The sequence below is a fragment of the Candidatus Binatia bacterium genome, assembly GCA_026415395.1.
Classification (GTDB): domain Bacteria; phylum Desulfobacterota; class Binatia; order HRBIN30; family HRBIN30; genus HRBIN30.
Window position 1 is genome coordinate 571,953 of sequence record JAOAHD010000007.1, and the last position, 17,965, is coordinate 589,917.

18 protein-coding genes are annotated in these 17,965 nt (G+C 62.3%); 15 read left to right on the plus strand and 3 right to left on the minus strand.

The genetic code is table 11. The features are described from left to right. Nucleotides 1–126 precede the first annotated feature (126 nt). Complete coding sequence (locus N3C12_06990) at nucleotides 127–1,047, minus strand: glycosyl hydrolase family 43 (protein MCX8072178.1); 921 nt, start codon at nucleotides 1,045–1,047, stop codon at nucleotides 127–129. A 310-nt stretch (nucleotides 1,048–1,357) separates the two neighbouring features. Between N3C12_06990 and bamA the strand changes: the two genes are divergently transcribed. From bamA to N3C12_07060, 14 genes are all read left to right on the plus strand, one after another. After that, the gene (gene bamA, locus N3C12_06995) at nucleotides 1,358–3,679 is read left to right on the plus strand and encodes an outer membrane protein assembly factor BamA (protein ID MCX8072179.1); all 2,322 of its coding nucleotides are present in this window, start codon (nucleotides 1,358–1,360) and stop codon (nucleotides 3,677–3,679) included. Between the two features lie 69 nt (nucleotides 3,680–3,748). Further along, nucleotides 3,749–4,267, plus strand: a complete 519-nt coding sequence (locus N3C12_07000; protein ID MCX8072180.1) for an OmpH family outer membrane protein — start codon at nucleotides 3,749–3,751, stop codon at nucleotides 4,265–4,267. A 33-nt stretch (nucleotides 4,268–4,300) separates the two neighbouring features. Then, nucleotides 4,301–4,741, plus strand: a complete 441-nt coding sequence (gene fabZ / locus N3C12_07005) for a 3-hydroxyacyl-ACP dehydratase FabZ (protein MCX8072181.1) — start codon at nucleotides 4,301–4,303, stop codon at nucleotides 4,739–4,741. Then, entirely contained in the window at nucleotides 4,738–5,520 is a 783-nt protein-coding gene (gene lpxA, locus N3C12_07010) for an acyl-ACP--UDP-N-acetylglucosamine O-acyltransferase (protein ID MCX8072182.1), read from the plus strand. The genes fabZ and lpxA overlap by 4 nt, the downstream gene beginning before the upstream one ends. Nucleotides 5,521–5,692: 172 nt before the next feature. Beyond that, the gene (gene lpxI / locus N3C12_07015; protein MCX8072183.1) at nucleotides 5,693–6,490 is read left to right on the plus strand and encodes a UDP-2,3-diacylglucosamine diphosphatase LpxI; all 798 of its coding nucleotides are present in this window, start codon (nucleotides 5,693–5,695) and stop codon (nucleotides 6,488–6,490) included. Beyond that, the gene (locus N3C12_07020) at nucleotides 6,487–7,419 is read left to right on the plus strand and encodes a Gfo/Idh/MocA family oxidoreductase (protein MCX8072184.1); all 933 of its coding nucleotides are present in this window, start codon (nucleotides 6,487–6,489) and stop codon (nucleotides 7,417–7,419) included. The genes lpxI and N3C12_07020 overlap by 4 nt, the downstream gene beginning before the upstream one ends. Continuing rightward, the gene (gene lpxB, locus N3C12_07025; GenBank protein ID MCX8072185.1) at nucleotides 7,416–8,540 is read left to right on the plus strand and encodes a lipid-A-disaccharide synthase; all 1,125 of its coding nucleotides are present in this window, start codon (nucleotides 7,416–7,418) and stop codon (nucleotides 8,538–8,540) included. Before N3C12_07020 ends, lpxB begins: the two co-directional genes overlap by 4 nt. Next, nucleotides 8,537–10,300: a lipid A export permease/ATP-binding protein MsbA gene (gene msbA / locus N3C12_07030; protein ID MCX8072186.1), complete on the plus strand. Its 1,764-nt coding sequence runs from the start codon at nucleotides 8,537–8,539 to the stop codon at nucleotides 10,298–10,300. The genes lpxB and msbA overlap by 4 nt, the downstream gene beginning before the upstream one ends. 23 nt (nucleotides 10,301–10,323) lie before the next feature. Continuing rightward, nucleotides 10,324–10,992, plus strand: a complete 669-nt coding sequence (locus tag N3C12_07035; protein MCX8072187.1) for a lysophospholipid acyltransferase family protein — start codon at nucleotides 10,324–10,326, stop codon at nucleotides 10,990–10,992. Further along, nucleotides 10,989–12,335 (plus strand): 3-deoxy-D-manno-octulosonic acid transferase, encoded by a 1,347-nt coding sequence (locus N3C12_07040; GenBank protein ID MCX8072188.1) that lies wholly within the window; start codon nucleotides 10,989–10,991, stop codon nucleotides 12,333–12,335. Before N3C12_07035 ends, N3C12_07040 begins: the two co-directional genes overlap by 4 nt. Continuing rightward, nucleotides 12,305–13,459, plus strand: a complete 1,155-nt coding sequence (gene lpxK / locus N3C12_07045; protein ID MCX8072189.1) for a tetraacyldisaccharide 4'-kinase — start codon at nucleotides 12,305–12,307, stop codon at nucleotides 13,457–13,459. The genes N3C12_07040 and lpxK overlap by 31 nt, the downstream gene beginning before the upstream one ends. Beyond that, nucleotides 13,449–13,619: a Trm112 family protein gene (locus N3C12_07050; protein MCX8072190.1), complete on the plus strand. Its 171-nt coding sequence runs from the start codon at nucleotides 13,449–13,451 to the stop codon at nucleotides 13,617–13,619. The genes lpxK and N3C12_07050 overlap by 11 nt, the downstream gene beginning before the upstream one ends. Nucleotides 13,620–13,630: 11 nt before the next feature. Continuing rightward, entirely contained in the window at nucleotides 13,631–14,428 is a 798-nt protein-coding gene (locus N3C12_07055) for a hypothetical protein (GenBank protein ID MCX8072191.1), read from the plus strand. Between the two features lie 5 nt (nucleotides 14,429–14,433). Further along, nucleotides 14,434–15,468: a glycosyltransferase family 9 protein gene (locus tag N3C12_07060; protein ID MCX8072192.1), complete on the plus strand. Its 1,035-nt coding sequence runs from the start codon at nucleotides 14,434–14,436 to the stop codon at nucleotides 15,466–15,468. 168 nt (nucleotides 15,469–15,636) lie between these two features. Here the strand turns inward: N3C12_07060 and N3C12_07065 are convergent, their stop codons facing one another. After that, nucleotides 15,637–16,140 (minus strand): DUF393 domain-containing protein, encoded by a 504-nt coding sequence (locus N3C12_07065; GenBank protein MCX8072193.1) that lies wholly within the window; start codon nucleotides 16,138–16,140, stop codon nucleotides 15,637–15,639. Then, entirely contained in the window at nucleotides 16,125–16,598 is a 474-nt protein-coding gene (locus tag N3C12_07070; GenBank protein ID MCX8072194.1) for a hypothetical protein, read from the minus strand. Before N3C12_07070 ends, N3C12_07065 begins: the two co-directional genes overlap by 16 nt. An 82-nt stretch (nucleotides 16,599–16,680) precedes the next feature. Between N3C12_07070 and N3C12_07075 the strand changes: the two genes are divergently transcribed. Then, nucleotides 16,681–17,964, plus strand: a complete 1,284-nt coding sequence (locus tag N3C12_07075; protein MCX8072195.1) for a neutral/alkaline non-lysosomal ceramidase N-terminal domain-containing protein — start codon at nucleotides 16,681–16,683, stop codon at nucleotides 17,962–17,964. Nucleotide 17,965: the final 1 nt, after the last annotated feature.

Sequence of the window (17,965 nt, forward strand, 5' to 3'; positions counted from 1 at the left end):
GGGAATAGGACAAGCTGCAGATCGGGGAGAGTAGCCCGGAAATGCGCAGGGGCGTGGCTCAGGGGTGGCAGAGCAAACGAAGAGCAACGCTCCGCACGCGCCCGTACCGTGCAGAAGCAACCGGCATCAGTCGCTGGTTCGGTCGTCGATTGGTGCGACCGCAACGCCAATCCGCTCGGTCGCGCGTCGCCAGCCGTCGCGCGCGTTGTAATAGAGGCGGTACTCGTCGCGGTAGCGGACCACCTCGAGCTGGTAAACGAACGCACGTTTCCAGCCGTGGTCGGTCGGTGCGAGAATTGGTCCGGGCGAAGCCGCTTCCCAGGCAATACCGTCTGCCGATTGGAGCACGCGGATTGCCGAGCGGCTGCGGCCCGCATCGTCGCGGTAAATGCCATTTTGAAAGCCGAGAAAGCTCTTCCCGCTCGCGTACACTTTGATCGCTCCGGCGCCGAGGTTGGCGTAGCGGTCATGCGCCGCAGGGGCCAAAATCGGCCTCCCCAACTTCCGGTAGGGGCCTTGTACATGATCGGCTTCGGCAACGCTGATGTAGCGCGGCTCCACGACCCAAGTGTCCCATAGGACGACATTGGCCGCACTGTAGTACAGCCGAAAGCCAAATTCCCCACGTACAGCGCAGGGATTACTCGTTGCAGGCAACACCGTGCCCTCCCAAGCGTGCTCGGGCTCGAGCAGGAGGCGCGGCGCGCTCCAGTCGCGCAGATCGAGCGAGGAACGCACGGCAATACCGCGGCGCCTCCAGCGCAGGAAGGTCTCGTAAAACAAAAAGAACCGACCTTCCCAGCGCCGCACACAGCCGCGGATCCCGCGGAACAATGGCCCTCCCTGCTTCTGCCAGTGAATTCCGTCGTCGCTGACATAATGGTGAATGGCGGTCAGCGTGTTGCAGAAGAGGTGCCACCGGCTGTCGGGGCTATCATCGGGCGGCACAATCGTCGGATCGCCAATCAGCCACGTGCCCCGCGGCGGTTCGATGATAGGATTTGCCGGATGGTCGCGAAAGCACAGGTAGAAGGGCCGATCATTCATCAGGACCGCACTCCGGAAACACGTTGTGGCCAACCACTGTCCCTTTTCTCTTCACCTGGCAAGGGGCGGTTCAGGCAACACTGCGCCGCAACTGGTGGCGAGTCGGCCCTTGGTGCCGACGATCAAACCCTTGCTGGTGGCGCGACCGCGGGGACAAGGGATGAGGCTCAGCTCTAGCGCGGAACCGGCGGCTTTAAAGGAGAAGGCGAAATCAAAAAGCGCAGGCGAGCTAGCTGGGATGGCGGCGTGGTTTACTCGCCGAGTGGGGTTTGCTAGCGGTGCGGCGCGAGGCGGAGAGCGAGGGGAAAACATGCACTGGCGATGGGTGGTGTTGGGGCTTGCGCTCCTGCTGAGCCTCGCAACCGCACCGCCCGCGCAGGCCCAGCGCATCGACCGCGTGGAGATTCGCGGGAACCAACGCGTGGAGGAACAAGCGATTCGTGTGCAACTCGGTGCGCGCCCCGGGGTGAACTTCGACGAGGCGATGGTCGACGAAGACATCCGAGCCCTGTGGCGCACGGGGTTTTTCGACCGCGTCGAAGCCGACTGGTCGGTGGAAAACGGCCAGCACGTGCTCACCTACCGGGTCCGCGAGCGGCCTTACATCAAAGAAGTCGTGATCGAGGGGCAGAAGAAAATCTCCAAGGAAGATATCGACGCAGCGCTCAAAATTCGCCCCAACACGATTCTCGACGTCAACAAGATCCAGCGCGGCATCGAGGAAGTGAAAAAGCTTTACGCCAAGAAGGGATATCTCGACGCCCGCGTGGAATACAAAACCGAGCCGCTGCCCGATAACCAGGTGCGCCTCCGCTTTCACGTGGACGAGGGAAAAATCGTCCGCATCGCGGAGATTCATTTCGAGGGTGCTCGGGCGTTTTCGAAGCGGCAGCTTCTCAAACAAATGCAGACTCAAGAGAAGTGGTTTCTCTCGTTCGTTACGGGAGCGGGCAATTTGGATAGCGAAGTTCTGAAAACTGACTTGGAGCGCCTCACCGCCTTTTACTACGACCACGGGTACATCGATGTGAAAATCGATGAGCCAAAGGTCGAGCGGCGCAAAGATGGGCTGCACGTGACCATTCGCATCGATGAAGGCCGGCCGTACAACGTCGGCAAAGTCGAGATTGCCGGTGACCTCTTGTCCGACATGTCGCCGGCCCGGGAGCGCTTGAAACTTAAACCCGGCGAGCGCTTTCGCACCAGCCGGCTGCGCGAAGACATCTCGATGCTCACCGACTTTTACGGCGATGCTGGTTACGCCTTCGTTAACGTCACCCCGGATACCGACGTCGACCCAAACAGCCGGACGGTCGACGTGACCTACAAGGTCAGCAAGGGTCCGGAGGTCTTCATCGATCGGATCATCATCAGCGGCAACACCAAGACGCGGGACAAAGTGATCCGGCGCGAACTGCGCTTGGGTGAACAAGAAAAGTTCTCGGGCACGAAGTTGAAACGCAGCCAAGAGCGGTTGCGTCGCTTGGGTTTTTTCGAGGACATCAACATCACCACGCGCAAGGCCGCGCGCGAGGATCGCCTCGACCTACTTGTCGATGTGAAGGAGGGGTCGACGGGCGCATTCTCCGCCGGGGCGGGTATCTCCAGTGGTGAGACGTACCTGTTCAACGTGCGCCTCTCGGAGCTGAATTTTTTGGGGCGAGGGCAGCGGTTGATACTCAACGCCGATTTCGGTTCGATCCGCCGCAACATCAGTTTGGACATCTCGGAGCCGTACTTCCTGGACACCGAGCTCACCCTGGGGTTCACGGCGTTTAACTGGCAGTTGATTTTCGATCAATTCACGCGCGGCGGAACCGGCACAGCCGTTCGGCTCCTTTATCCGCTCCCGGCGCTCGGGTGGGATCAACTCTGGGGATATTCGCTGGAAGACACCCGGCTCGGGCTCGAGTACCGCTTGGAAAACGCTGAGATTACCGATGTCTCCGCGCTCGCGCCCTCGCAAATTGCCGCAGAACAAGGCAGTAGCTTGACTAGCAGCCTCACCCCCCGCTTGTACCGCGACACCCGCAACCACCCGTTTGACCCGACGGCCGGCTCTCTGCAGGACATCTCGTTCGAATTCGCGGGCTTGGGAGGCCAAAGTAAATTTTTCCGCTTCGAGGCACGCACGCGTTTTTATTACCCCTTCTATCGCAGCGAAAACTGGGGCACCTTCGTGTACTCGCTCGGGGCCCAGCTCGGCTATGGCCGGGGTTTTGGAGAGCGTGTCGAGTTACCGCTGTTCGAACGTTACTTCCCCGGCGGCATCAATTCTGTGCGTGGCTTTCGCATCCTGTCGCTGGGTCAACGCGTGCCCTTGATGGATCCCTTCGGCAACAACCTGGGGCGGACATCGATTGGCGGAAGCCAGCAGTTGATCTTCAACAACGACCTCATCTTTCCCATCGTGGAAGCGATCGGACTCAAAGGTGTGGTGTTCTTCGATGCAGGGAACGCGTTCCTCGCTTCGCGGGGGATCGACCTTGGCGAGATGCGCTTGGCGAGCGGTGCGGGCATTCGCTGGCTCTCGCCCATCGGTCCGTTGAGGATCGAAGTTGGCTTCCCGCTCAATCCGCGCGTGGGTGACGATCGGCAAACCGTGATGTTTTCGTTCGGCGGCCCGCCATGACCCTGCTTGCACCTGCGTCCGGTTTTCTCGATAGACCCGAGCTTCGGATGTTTGCTGAAGGAGAACCGTATGAGACCAACTCGGATTTATTGGCTGATCCTGCTCCTCTTGTTGCTTGCGCCGCCACTCCGAGCAGCCGACGTGAAGATTGGCTTCGTGGATTTGCAACGGGCTTTGAACGAGTCGAACCGCGGCAAAAAAGCTAAAGAGGAATTCAAAACCGAGGTCGAGAAGCTGCAAGCGCAGCTTAAGAAAAAGAAAGACCAACTCGACAACCTGAAGGAACAGTTGGAGAAAAAGGGCGCGGTGATGAAGGAGGAGGAGCGCGCCAACTTGGAGGAGGAGTACCGCAAGAAACTCCGAGACTTCGAGCGGGACTACAAAGACTCGCAGGCCGATCTCCAACGTAAGGATGCTGAACTCACCGGCGCGATCCTCAAAGAGCTGCAAGAGGTTATTCAAGAGTTCGGCGAGCGCGAGGGCTACACGATGATCTTCGAAGCTGGCTCCAGTGCTGTGCTCTTCGGTGCGAAGGGTGCGGACCTGACCGACCAGATCCTCGACGAGTACAACCGCAAGAAGAGATAACTTCCGAGGACGGGCCACACGATGGGCACGCCGCTGAAGACATACGAGATCGCCGAGCTCCTGCCGCACCGATATCCCTTTTGCTTCGTGGATCGCGTGCTCGACCTCGTCGAGGGTCAGCAGATTCTCGCTTGCAAAAACGTTTCGTTTAACGAGCCCTACTTTCCGGGCCACTTTCCCGACCAGCCGGTGATGCCGGGGGTGCTGATTTGTGAGGCCCTCGCGCAAGCAGCCGCGCTGATTGCCCATCGGGTGCTGCGAGGGGAGCAGAGCAAGAAGGTCGTCGTCTTGAGTGGGATCGATAGCGCACGCTTCCGCCGGCCGGTGTTGCCAGGTGATCAACTGATCCTGGATGTCAAGCTTGTGCGCCGCCGGCCGCCGTTGTGGAAGTTTCAGGCAGTGGCCAAGGTCGACGGGCACGTGGTGGCCGAGGCCGAGCTGCTGCTCACCGAAACTGAACAGGTGCGTTTGTGAGCGAGGTCAAAATTCACCCGCTTGCAGTTGTGGAACCGGGTGCAGAGCTGGATGCCGGCGTGGAGGTCGGCCCGTTTGCGGTGATTGGCGCCCGCGTGCGCATCGGTGCCCGAACGCAGATTGGGGCGCACGCGGTCGTGACCGGCAACACCGTGATCGGGGAAGACAATCGCATCTTTTCGTTCGCTTCGATTGGGCACATTCCGCAGGATCTCAAATACCGCGGCGAAGAGAGCCGCGTGGAAATCGGCAACCGCAATACCATCCGCGAGTTTGCCACCGTGCATTTGGGCACCGCAGTTGGCGGCATGGTGACCCGCATCGGCGACGACAACCTGCTGATGAACTACACGCACATCGCGCACGACTGCCAGATCGGGAGCCGGGTGATCGTTGCCAACGGAACGCAATTGGCTGGGCATGTGGTGGTGGAGGATTATGCGGTGCTCGGCGCACTCAGTGGCGTTCACCAGTTCGTGCGCGTGGGCGAGTCGGCAATCGTCGGAGCGGGTTCGATGGTTTCGCAGGATGTGCCGCCGTTTTGCAACGCCACCGGTAACCGCGCCACCTTGCATGGGCTGAATATTGTTGGGCTCACGCGCCGTGGCTTTAGCAAGGAGCTGATCCAGCAACTCAAACGCGCTTACCGGATCGTGTTTCGCTCCGGGCTCACGGTGGCCGAAGCCGCAGCCCGCGTGCGTGCGGAGTTTGCCGGCATTCCTGAAGTGGAGCGCTTCATTCGCTTTGTCGAAAGTTCCACACGCGGCGTGTGTCGTTAGGGGCCGCTGTTTGAGGTCCGTCCGCGCGCGTGCCGGTGTGCGCCGAGATCGACCGCGAGGTGTGCGCTCGCTGCCGCGGGGAAAAGTGCGGGCCAGAGGTGGGATGCTGCTGCGCCGTCTGGCTCGCGGGCGTGCAAACGTTGGCGTGGCAAGTTACGTTGAAAGCCTGCCCATGCAACGGATCGGCTTGATTGCGGGGAACGGGCGGTTCCCTCGAATTTTCGCAGGTGCCGCGCGCGGGCTCGGATACGAGGTGGTGGCCGTGGCCCATCGCGGGGAAACGGAGCCAGCGCTGGAGCGAGAGGTCGACCAGTGCACCTGGATTCAAGTGGGACAACTCGGGCGCATCATCGACGTGTTTCGCGCCGCAAAGGTTACCGAAGCGGTGTTCGTTGGCGGCATTCGTAAGCAGGCACTGTTGGAGCAATTCGCGCCAGACGAGCGCGGCTTGGCCTTCTTGGGCCGGCTAGCGCATTTTGGTGACGATGCCGTGCTGCGCGGCTTGGCGGAGGAACTCGAAGGCGAGGGGATCCGGATTCTTCCATCCACGCTGTTCCTGGAATCGTTGCTGACCCCGGCTGACGTGCTGACGTCCACCGCCCCGACGCCGGAGCAGTGGGAGGATATTCGCTTAGGAGTGCGCGTCGCCAAGGCGATTGGTGAGTGGGATATCGGGCAAACGGTGGTGGTGCAAAACCGGATCGTGCTTGCAGTGGAAGCGATCGAAGGGACGGACGCCACGATTGCGCGGGCTGGCCGTCCTGGTGCGGTGGTCGTGAAAGTGAGTAAACCCCAGCAAGACTTGCGCTTCGATGTTCCTGCCGTTGGACCGAACACGATCGACGTGTGTGCCTCAGTCGGCGTGAGCGTGGTGGCGCTGGAAGCAGGGAAAACCTTGCTGCTCGACAAAGAGGCGTTGCTGGCGAAGGCGGATGAGGCGGGAATCGCCGTGGTGGGGGTTGTGCCATGAGTCCGCGCATCCGTGCTGCCGTGATTGGGGCGGGCTACCTCGGCCGCTTCCACGCTCTCAAATACGCGAGCATGCCTGAGGTGGAGCTCGTGGCGGTCGTCGATGTCGATGCGGGGCGCGCCGCCGCCGTGGCTAAGGAAACGAACACGCAAGCACTGGTCGATTACCGCCCGCTGTTAGGGCAAATCGATTGCGCGAGCGTTGCCGTGCCCACACCGCTGCACTGCTCGCTCGCTACCGATTTGCTTTTGGCGGGAGTGGACGTTCTCGTGGAAAAACCGCTGACGGTAACGGCCGCCGAAGGCCGCCAACTCGTCGACCTGGCACGCCAGCACGGACGGATTTTGCAAGTGGGCCACCTCGAACGGTTCAACCCGGCACTGCAGGCCGTGCGCCGCATATTGACCGAGCCACGGTTTGTGGAGTGTCATCGCCTGGGCCCATTCGTGGAACGGGGCAGCGACGTGGATGTGGTCCTGGATCTGATGATTCACGACCTCGACGTGTTGTTGAGTTTGGTCCCGAGCGAGGTGGAGCATGTGGAAGCGGTCGGCGTGCCCGTGCTTTCCCCACACATCGACATCGCCAATGCCCGCTTACGGTTTACCAACGGCTGCATTGCCAATCTGACTGCGAGCCGCGTGGCACTGAAGCGCGAGCGCAAACTGCGGCTGTTCCAAGCCGACACCTACGTGGCCCTCGATTACGGCGAGCGCCACATTCGCATCGTGCGCCGCATCGTTGATAACGGCACGCCGCGGATCGACGTGGAAGAGCTAGCTTTGGGGGAGGCGGACCCATTGTATGCGGAAATCGACCACTTCTTGCATTGCGTGCGCACGCGCGAGCGCCCGTTGGTCGATGGAGCCACAGCGCTGCGCGCCTTGGAAGTGGCGGAGAAGATTCGCACGGGGATGCTCACGGCATGAAGCGGACGGTGATGATCGTCGCCGGCGAAGCATCGGGAGATCTGCACGGCGCAGCGTTGCTCCGCGCTCTCCGTGAGCATGATCCCAACTTGCAAGCGTACGGCATCGGCGGCCAGCACCTTGTTCGCGAGGGGTTGCAGATTCTCGTGCCCACCGATGAAGTGGCGACGATGGGGTTAACGGAAACCTTGGGGAGTTTGCGCCGCGTGCTGCGCGCCTATCGTTTGGCGCGGCAAAGCTTGCGGGAACGTCGGCCCGATTTGGTCGTCCTCATCGATTACCCGGATTTCAATCTGCGGCTCGCACGGCGGGCGAAGAAGCTGGGCCTCAAGGTGTTTTATTACATCAGTCCGCAGGTATGGGCGTGGCGGCGTGGGCGCGTGCGGCTCATGCGCCGCGTGGTTGACCGTTTGGCTGTTGTCTTCCCCTTTGAGGAAGCTCTGTACAACGATGGCGGCGGCCGCTTGGCAGTGTTCGTCGGCCATCCGTTGCTCGACTTGGTTGTGCCGACGCGTGCGGCTTCGGACACGCGCGAACTGTATGGCTTGGACCGCAACCGACCGCTGCTCGCCTTGCTGCCTGGCAGTCGGCGCAAAGAGGTGGGGGCGCTGCTCGGTCCAATGCTGGCCACCGCGCGCGCACTGGCGGAACGCGGTTGGCAAAGCGCATTGGCACTGGCCCCCACATTGCGGCAGGCGGACCTGGAGGAATTCGTTGCCGCTGGCGCCATGGCGGGAATGCCTGTTGTTCACGGTGACACTTATAACCTTGTTCACGCGTGTGACGCCGCGCTGGTCGCCTCCGGGACGGCCACTCTCGAAGTGGCGTTGCTTGGCAAGCCGATGGTGATTGTGTATCGGGTGTCTCCGCTCACTTACCTGTTGGGCCGAATGCTCATTCGCGTCGATCATATCGGCATGCCGAACCTGATTCTCGGCCGGCGGGTAGCGCCGGAGTTTTTGCAACAGGACGTTCGCCCTGAGGTGCTCATTCCCGCGGTGGAACGTGCATGGGAAGAACGCAGCGCATTTGCACGCTCTTGGCAGGAGCTGCGCGAGCGGCTGGGTGCCCACGGCGCTGCTCGCCGCGCCGCGGCCCTGGCATGGGAGCTGGTCGCATGAATCGCACATCGATTTATCGGCGGCTGCTCAAGTATCTGAAGCCGTACATTTGGCCGCACTTCGCGGTGGCGGTGGTGTGCATGCTCTTGTTCAGCGCCACCAACGGCGCCATGCCGTTTTTGATTCGGCACGTGTTCGATGACGTGTTCACCGCCAAGGACCGGGTGGCGCTGCAACTCTTGCCGTTCGTGATCATTGGTGTGTTCCTGTTTCGTGGCTTGGTTAGCTTCGGCAGCACATACCTCACCGAGTACGTCGGACAGCGTATTATTGCCGACTTGCGGCGGGAGCTGAACGACCACATCCAACGCTTGCCGCTGTCGTTCTTCCACCGCACGCCGACGGGCACCATTGTCTCCCGGGTCACCAACGATGTCGCCCTCGTGCGCTCGGCGCTGACCGATGCGGTGGCGGCAATTTTGAAGGATGCGTCGTCACTGGTCATCCTGGTCGCCGTTGCCTTTTACCAGGATTGGTTGCTCGCCGTGATTGCCTTTGTGGTCTTTCCTGCCTCGGTGTTGCCGTTGCTGCGGCTATCGCGGCGGTTGCGCCAAGTTGCCTGGCGCGGACAAGTGACCATGGGCCAACTCACTGCGCTGCTGCAAGAGACGATTCAGGGAAACCGGGTGGTCAAGGCCTTCAACATGGAGGAGTACGAGCAGCGCCGTTTCAACGAGGAGAACGAACGGCTTTTCCGCTTGGCGATGAAGACGACGCGCATTCGTGCGTTCACCACACCGATGATGGAGATCTTGGCTGCCTTGGGCATTGCCGGCGTGGTGTGGTACGGCGGCTACAGCGTCATCGTGGGCGGGCGAACGCAAGGTGCCTTCCTCGCCTTCTTGACGGCGCTGTTCCTGCTCTACGAGCCATTCAAAGGGCTGGCGCGCACGAACTCAGTGGTGCAGCAGGCCCTGGGTGCAGGGGAACGGGTGGCGGAGTTGTTGGACACTCCCCCGGAAGTGGCCGATCGCCCAGGAGCGCGGGAACTCACGGATATCCGGGAGGGAATTCGCTTCGAGCGGGTCAGCTTCCGCTACGAACACAACTGGGTGTTGCGTGATATCAACATGGAGCTCCGGCGTGGCGAGGTGGTCGCCTTGGTCGGCATGAGCGGTGGCGGCAAGAGCACGTTGGCCGATTTGATTCCGCGGTTTTACGACGTCACCGAGGGGGCCATCTACATCGACGGAGTCGACATTCGCGACTACACGCTGGCGAGCTTGCGCCGGCAAATTGCCGTGGTGACGCAGCACACCTTCTTGTTCAACGATACCGTGCGCAACAACATCGCGTACGGCAGTGCGGATACCGACATGGAGCGGATCGTGGCGGCTGCGCGCGCGGCGAACGCCCATGATTTCATCGAGCGGCTGCCGCAGGGATACGACACCGTGGTCGGCGAGCTTGGCGTCAAGCTATCCGGCGGCGAACGGCAACGCATTGCCATTGCGCGCGCCTTGCTGAAAAACGCGCCGCTGCTCATTCTCGACGAGGCGACTTCGGCGTTGGACTCGGAAGCGGAGCGCCTGGTGCAAGATGCCTTGGAGCGCTTGATGGAGAATCGTACGAGCCTGGTGATTGCCCATCGCTTGTCGACAGTGCGTAAGGCCGATCGGATTTACGTGCTCGTCGATGGCCGCATCGTGGAACAGGGCACGCATGAACAGTTGCTGGCTCTCAATGCGGAATACCGCAAACTCTACGATTTGCAGTTCCGCGACGAGGCCATGTTGCCGGCAACAAACACGGTGCACTAGCGAACGCAATTCGGTGTGGTGGGATGAGTCCGTTTTGGGAGCGCACGTTGCTTGCGATTGCCCCGCGCCTGTTCAGCGGCGGGCTGGCAGCGTTGCAGCAGAGCTTGCGGATTCAGTTCGTGGGAGCCGAGGAGCTCTTCGAGCGCTGGCGGCGCGAAAGGGTGATCCTGGCATTTTGGCACAATCGCGTCTTGCTCATGCCCTTGGCAGCGCAAGGTCAGCCGATTTGCATCCTCACGAGTTTCAGCCGCGACGGTGAGCTGGCTGCGCGCGCCTTGGCCCGTTGGGGTATTGCCACTGTGCGCGGCTCGGCATCGCGCGGGGGCACGGCCGGGTTTCTTCAGTTGGTGCGTGCGTACCGGCGGGGCTTTCACCTGGCCGTCGTACCCGACGGGCCGCGCGGGCCGCGTTATCAGGTCAAACTCGGAGTCATTCATCTGGCACGGGCAACCGGCGCTGCGATTTTTCCCGTGACTTACAGTGCGTCGCGATTCTTGCAGTTGCACAGCTGGGATCGTCTGTTGGTTCCACTCCCCTTTGCAGACGTTCGTTACTATGTTGGCACACCGCTACAGGTTACGCCGGACTTGTCGGGCGATGCCTTGGAGCGCGTGCGGAGAGAACTCGAGCAACAGTTGTGCAGCTTGACGGAAAGGGCCGACCGGGAAACCGCTCGGCAACTGCCACAATGACCGGAACCGCCGACAAGCGCGCGGAGAGGACCGACTCCGCCGAACGTGAATCGTTGCCGTTTTCATACCTTGTTTACGACGTTGCCGGCGCCGTGGTCTCGGCGATGGCGGTGCCCGCTTGGCCGCTTTTAGCCTGGACCCGCTGGGGCAAGTACTGGTTGGAACGGCTGGGACGCACGCCGCAGGCAGCGCCGATGGCCGAGGCACCCGTGTGGATCCACGCCGCGTCGGTGGGAGAAGTGCTCGCTGCGGAACCACTGGTGCGCGAGTTGCGCCAACGACGGCCCGGGTTGCCAATTTTCGTGTCGACTACTTCGGTGCCTGGGCGGGAAGCCGCAGCCCATCACGTCGGCGCCGACGCCGTGAGTTTGGCACCCCTGGATGTGGCGTGGCTGACGGATGCGGCGGTGCGCAAAATCCGCCCGCGAGCGCTCGTGCTGATCGAAACCGAGCTGTGGCCCGCCTTGATCCGCTCGGCGAGGAGAACAGGAGTTCCCGTTGTGCTCGTCAGTGGCCGGATTTCTGAACGTGCGGCCCGACGGTACGCCCGCATCCCGAAACTCATGCGCTCGGTGTTGCGTTGCGTCGATCTTTGCCTCATGCAGTCGGCGCTCGACGCCGAGCGCATTTGTGCTTTGGGTGCCGTGCCAGAAAGGGTGAGGGTGGTGGGCAATCTCAAATTTGCCCGGCAGGCGTCGATGGTCGTGGCGCAGGGCTGCGACAATCCGCTGGCGCGGTGGCTCGGGCAGCAGCCGCTCCTCGTAGCTGCCAGTACGCATCGCGGGGAGGAAGAGCTGGTTCTACAGGCGATGATGCGGGTTTGGCAGCACTACCCGCAGGCGCGGTTGCTGCTGGCGCCGCGGCGGCCTGAGCGGTTCAAGGCAGTGGCCGGGCTCTTGCAGCACAATGGCATTGCGGCGTTGCGCCGGAGCAAATTTCGCGAGCCGGTTGGCGATGCCTCAGTGGTGCTGCTCGACACTGTCGGTGAACTCCCTAGCTTCTTGGCGTGCGCAACGGCCGTGTTCGTGGGCGGTACGTTCGACCCCAGCATCGGCGGCCACAACGTGCTCGAACCCGCGTTGTTTGCCAAGCCGGTTGCCTTTGGTCCGCACACCGAGCACGTGGCGGAAGCAGCGCAACGGCTGCTCGCAGCGCGTGCCGGGGAGCGCGTCAGGAGTGCGGAAGATTTAGCGGCGCACTGGCTGCACTTGCTTCGGCAACCTGAGGTTGCCAAAGAGATGGGGTTGCGTGGCCGCGAGGTTGTAGCGGAGCAGCGCGACGTAGCCGCGCGCTACGCGGTGGAGATTTGCCAATGTATCGAACGAGGCCGAACGAGCCCGTGAAGGAAACCATCGCGCGACTGTTGCGCGACGTTGTGTGGCGCCGGCGCGGGCTGGCCGGGCGGCTCGCCAACGTGGCGCTGCAACCGGTAAGCGCGGCTTACGGCTGTGCGGTAACCGTGCGCAACTGGCTGTACGACTTTGGTCTTCTCCGCAGCGTTCGTGTCGATGTTCCCGTGATTAGTGTGGGAAACCTGGCAGTTGGGGGTACGGGCAAAACTCCCATCGCACTGTGGCTTGCCAAGAAATTGCAAACACGCGGTTACCGAGTGGCGGTGGTGCTCCGCGGGTACGGTGGCGCGGCGCGTGGCCCGGTGTTGGTGAGTCGCGGTCGCGGGCCGGAGGTCGATGCGCGACATGCGGGCGACGAAGCGATTGTGTACGCGAAGACGTTTTCCGGCGGGGTGATTGTGAGTCCTGAACGAGCGCAGGGTGCGGAGCTCGCGCGAAGTGTCGGATACGATGTGGTTGTGCTCGACGATGGCTTTCAACACCGCGCACTGGCGCGCGACTTTGACTTGGTGCTTCTCTCGGGCCGTCTCGGTGGCCTGCTTCCGGCGGGTCCGCTGCGGGAGTCGTTCCGGAGCCTCACCCGCGCACATGCTCTGGCAGTGGTGGACAAAGGCTTGAACCTGCGGCCGCTCGGCCCGCCACGCAGCGCGGCGGGAAAGCCTTTGTTTTACATCCGCTTGCAACCGACGGCATTGGTCGAGTCCGATGGTGGGCGCTGGAACGTGCGGCCCCTGCAGGAGCTCTCGGGGCGACAGGTGGCCGCGGTAACCGGTATTGCCGAACCGGAGGCTTTTTACTTGGCACTCCAGCAATGGGAAGTTCGGGTCGGCGAAATTTTCGAGTTTGGTGACCACCACGTGTATTCGCTCGCTGACTGGCACGCATTGAGCCGGAGTGCGCAGCGCTTCGATCACTTGGTGACGACCGAAAAGGACCTGGTGAAGCTCGAACAGTTTCCGTTTGCGCGCGGGAAGCTGTTGGCGTTGCGTGTAGAGCCAGTGGTCGAGCGCGAGGAGGAGCTGTTAACGCTGGTGGAAAAAACGATCGTCGCGGTGCGCGCTCCGCGGCTGCAGACATTTGAGCAAACTGCCGGAGGGGAACGGTATGCGCATTAGTGAAGAGCTGTTGCAGGTTTTGGCTTGCCCGAAGTGCAAGGGCGAGGTGTCGTTAACTCCGAATGAGGATGGCCTTGCGTGCTACAAGTGCAAGTTGCTGTATCCGATCGACGACTACGACATCCCCGTGATGATTATCGAAGAAGCGAAACCGCTGTGACGTGAGTCGTGGTGGTCCCCAATCTCCGAGTTCGGCTCTATTCGGTAAGTCCTGAGCGCACTCGAGCAGTGGGCGAGCTCGTCGAGTGGCGAGAGGGTGGGTGGAGCTTTCTTGCGCTGCAGGAGTGGAGCGAGCCGTTGCCAGGCTTGGTTCGGTCCGTGGCCGCGGACCGCTACCCTCCATCATGGGAACGGCGCTCCTGCGGGCGCGACTTCATCGTGATTGCTCCATTGGGGGCAGGTCACAGGCAAGCGGTGATCCGGCCGTACCGGCGCGGAGGCGCGGTGGGCAAGGTGGTGAGGAGCACGTATTGGGGCTGGCGGCCGCGCTGCTTCGCGGAGATTCGTTGTCTCGTCGAGTTATCGCAGCGCGACATCCCGGTGGCGCCGCCGGTGGGGGCTGCTGTGCGTTGGCGCCCGGCGTGGTTTTACGAGGCTTGGTTGGTCACGCAGTACGTGGAAGGAAGCAGCAGCTTGTGGGAATGGCTGCAGCGGTGCCCCCCAGCGCAAGAACGGCGGCAGGTGATTGATGACCTTGGTCGCGTTCTCGCGAACTTCCACCGAACCGGAGCACGACACCCGGATTTGAATCTACACAACGTGCTCGTCCAATCCCGCGGCCAGGAGCTGCGGGTGTGGCTCGTCGACTTGGATCGTGTCGCCCTCGCTCGCACCCCGACAAACCCGCAGCCGAGCTTAGCGCGGCTGTGGCGCTCGGCTAGGAAACTCGATCCGCAGCAACGCTACTGGACTAGGGCCGACCAACAAGCGTTAGAAGACGCTGTTGAGGTCCGGTTTGCTGGCCGATGACCCCAGTGGCGCCGCGTGTTGCGGGCGTGCAGAAAATTCTGATTGTTTTGCTCGGCGCCATCGGCGACGTGACGCGCGCCTTGCCCATTCTGCCGCGGCTGCGCGCCCTCTACCCGAACGCGCGGATTGGCTGGGCAGTAGAGCCAGCCAGTTTGGCGTTGGTAGAGCGACATCCGCACATCGATGAAGTTTTTCTCTTCGAGCGGCCGAAGGGATTGCGCGCCTTTGTATCGTTTCTTCGGGCGGTGCGCTGCTTTGCTCCGGATCTCACCCTCGATCTCCAACGGCACGCAAAAAGCGGAGTGATTACGCTCGCCAGCGGTGCGAAAACGCGCCTCGGCTTTCATCGGAAAAATTCACGCGAGGGCAACTTTCTGTGTCTTTCCCACACCATCGAGCCGCAGCCGCATCTGAGCTCGAAGCTCGGCCAATTCCAACGTTTTGCCGATTGGCTCGGTGCACCAGTGCTGCCGGTGTCGTTTGGCATCGTGCCCACCGCAGCGGAGGAGCTCCGCGTGGAGGAGTTGCTGAGGAATGTACCGCGGCCCTTCGTGGCCGCATTTGTCGGCTCGAGCGCTCCGAGCCGATTATGGTTCCCAGCGCGTACCGCCAGGGTGATCGATGCCTTGCACGCTCAGGGAGTTGCGACGGTGTTGGTGGGCGGGCAGCGCGAACGGGAATTTGCGGCCTCAGTGCGGGAGCAGACGGCAGCACCTGTGTTGGATTTAACGGGAGCGACAAACTTGCGGGAGCTCTATGCGGTGTTTCAGCAAAGCTCAGCTGCCTTTGGCCCCGACTCCGGGCCGATGCACATTGCCGCCGCCGCAGGAATTCCCGTGGTCTCGCTGTGGGGCGCCACGAGCCCCCAACGTTCCGCACCATGGGGGAGCGAAAGTTTGGTCATCGAAGGCGCCGCGCCGTGCAGCCCGTGCTATCGCAAAGAATGCCCGATTGGCCGCGCGTGCATGGCAGCGATTTCGGCAAAGCAAGTGCTGGAGCGCTTGCAGGTCGCACTCGGCAGAGATTCCGTGCAGTCGTGAGGCGGAGCTCAAAGAGCGGGAACGCTGAGGCATCTCGCTCCCATTCCACGGACATGATCCGGGGCGAACTGGAGCCCCACGTGCCCCGGGGCGGCGCGGTGGCAGGCATCGGGAACATTTCGGCGACGGTACCGCGCACGGAAATAGAGCCTGGGAAAGATTCCCTGGTCAATCCAGAAAACGTTGCGCCTCCGAAGCGTCTCGCCACGGGCAGATTGTTGCCCGGCCGAACACCCGATAACGAGTGTGTGCCACTAGCCGGTAACCGAGATCGGCAAACCACCTCGGGACCGAGCGCAACAATCGGGCCCACCATGGCCGGAGCTCTAGAATTTCGCAGAGGGCGAGCAGGGCCTCGGTGCGCAACAACACGCGGCGGCCAGCTTCAGTTTGTATCAGTACCGCCACGCTCTCCAACTGCTGCGGCAGTGGCACGAGCGCGGCGCGAAGCCGAGCGGCGGTGGCACCCTGCAGTGGAGCGAAGACAAGCCGTTGGTAGGGGTCGTGATCGAGAAGCCAGCGCACGCTGCGCTGACACAGACCACACTCGCCGTCGTAAAAAACGATGTAGGGAGCCTGAGCGGGGGAGGGCGTTTGCGCCACAAGGAGCAGGCTACGCTGCCGTGGTTGTGAAAACAACTTGCCGTAAACCGCGATCAGGAGGCTGTGCACGGCTCCGCCGCGCACACACTGCTAGCGAAAATACCTGCCCACAAACGTTGTGCGGCGAGCCTTCGGCGGCGCGGCATCGCAGCCGTGCTTTTCATTTCCTGCCAGTGTTGGTAACGGTGGCAAACCATGTTGTTCACGACGCTCCGCAAAACCTTTGGCCCGCCGCCCGTGCCGCTTCTGCTTGTGTTCGCTGCGTTTCTTGGCTGTGCCGGCAACGGCTCTAACTCAGCGATTCCGAGGTCGAGCCCAACCGCGACGAGCACCCCGCGCCCGCAGCCGACCGTTACGCCCACGCTGCAGGCATTGTCCCCTACCGCTTCACCGACGGCATCCGCCACTGCCACCGCAACGCGGTCGCCCTCCGCGTCTCCGACCGCCACCGCCTCCCCATCCGCCACGCCCACAGCACCACTAACCCCGTCGTTCAGTCCGACCCTCGCACCTACCGCCACCTTCACACTCTCTCCGAGCGCGACTCCTAGCCCGCTCGGTTCGCCGACCCCGTCCTTGCCGCCGTCGGGCACCGGGCTTTATGTGGGTGTGGCCAAACGAAACATCACGCCGGATACGCCGGTATTTCTCGGCGGCTACGGGCTCGGACCAGCTCGCCGCTCCACGGGCGTGTTGTCGCCGATTTACGTGCGCGCCCTAGTGATCTCGGATGGCGTGCGTACGGTAGCGTTCGCTGCCAATGAAACGCAGGGAACGTTTGCCGCATACAAGCGGGGCCCGTTCGGGCTCGCAGACGTGCGGGCCGCGGTGGCACAGGCGACCAGTGGCGCGATTCCGCCAACGCATATTGTCGTCAATTCCGATCACAGTCACGCGGGCCCCGACACGACGGGCGTGTGGGGCGGACTGCCGAACAGTTACATGCAGTTTTTGTTCGACCAAACGGTGGGAGCCATCGTCGATGCTTGGAATGCTTTGCGGCCTGCAGAACTACGCGTTGGGGCCGTGGATGCCACGGAGCTGTTGCGCAGTCAGTTCGGTGAGCCACCCAACGATCGGGTCGACGGCGAACTGCGGGTACTCGCGGCCTACGACGCCGAGAATCCCAAGCGGCCCCGTGCAGTGCTCATCAACTTTGCAGCCCATGCGACGGTGATGGGGGCAAGCAACACGCTACTGTCGGCCGATTGGCCGGGCGTGGTGGCCGATATGACCGAGGCCGAGTTCGGGCTCGACGGTGCAGTTGTCATGGTCGCCGACGTTGGGCGTACGCAACCTGCCGACCGTGGCGACCTGGAAGACGTCGAGCGGCTGCAAGAGTATTCGAACCGCGTGCAAGCCAAGGTGCGGGCGGCGATGCAGTCGTTAGTCGCGGTGCGCGGGACAACGGTAGACGCCCAGCAGTTCTTTCTACGCGAGCCGTATGGCAATCCGCTCGTGGAATACACGCTGTTAGCAACCTTAGTCTCGCGGAGTTTGAACCCGCCATGGGTCGAGGGAACATCCATTGGCACTGTCGTATCAGTTGCGCGGGTCGGCGAATTGTTGTTCACGGCTGTTCCCGGCGAAGGTTACCCGGCCATCCATTTCGAGCTGCAGCAACGGGTCCCAGCGCAAAAGCACTTCATTTTTGGGCTCGCCAACGACCAACTCGGCTATCTCATCGCGCCTGAGGAAGGGTACGAACAAGTGCGGGCTGCTGCCCCCGAGAACGACAACGCCATTTTCAACGTGAGCCCCGCGATTGGCGACCACGTCTTGTGCGTGGCTTTGGATGGCGTTGCCACCATCGGCTTCACGGTGCAGGAGCCGCTAGCGAAATGCGCGCGCTGGGCGGGGGAAGACCGCTCGCTGCCCGTGCTGTGGGAGTGAG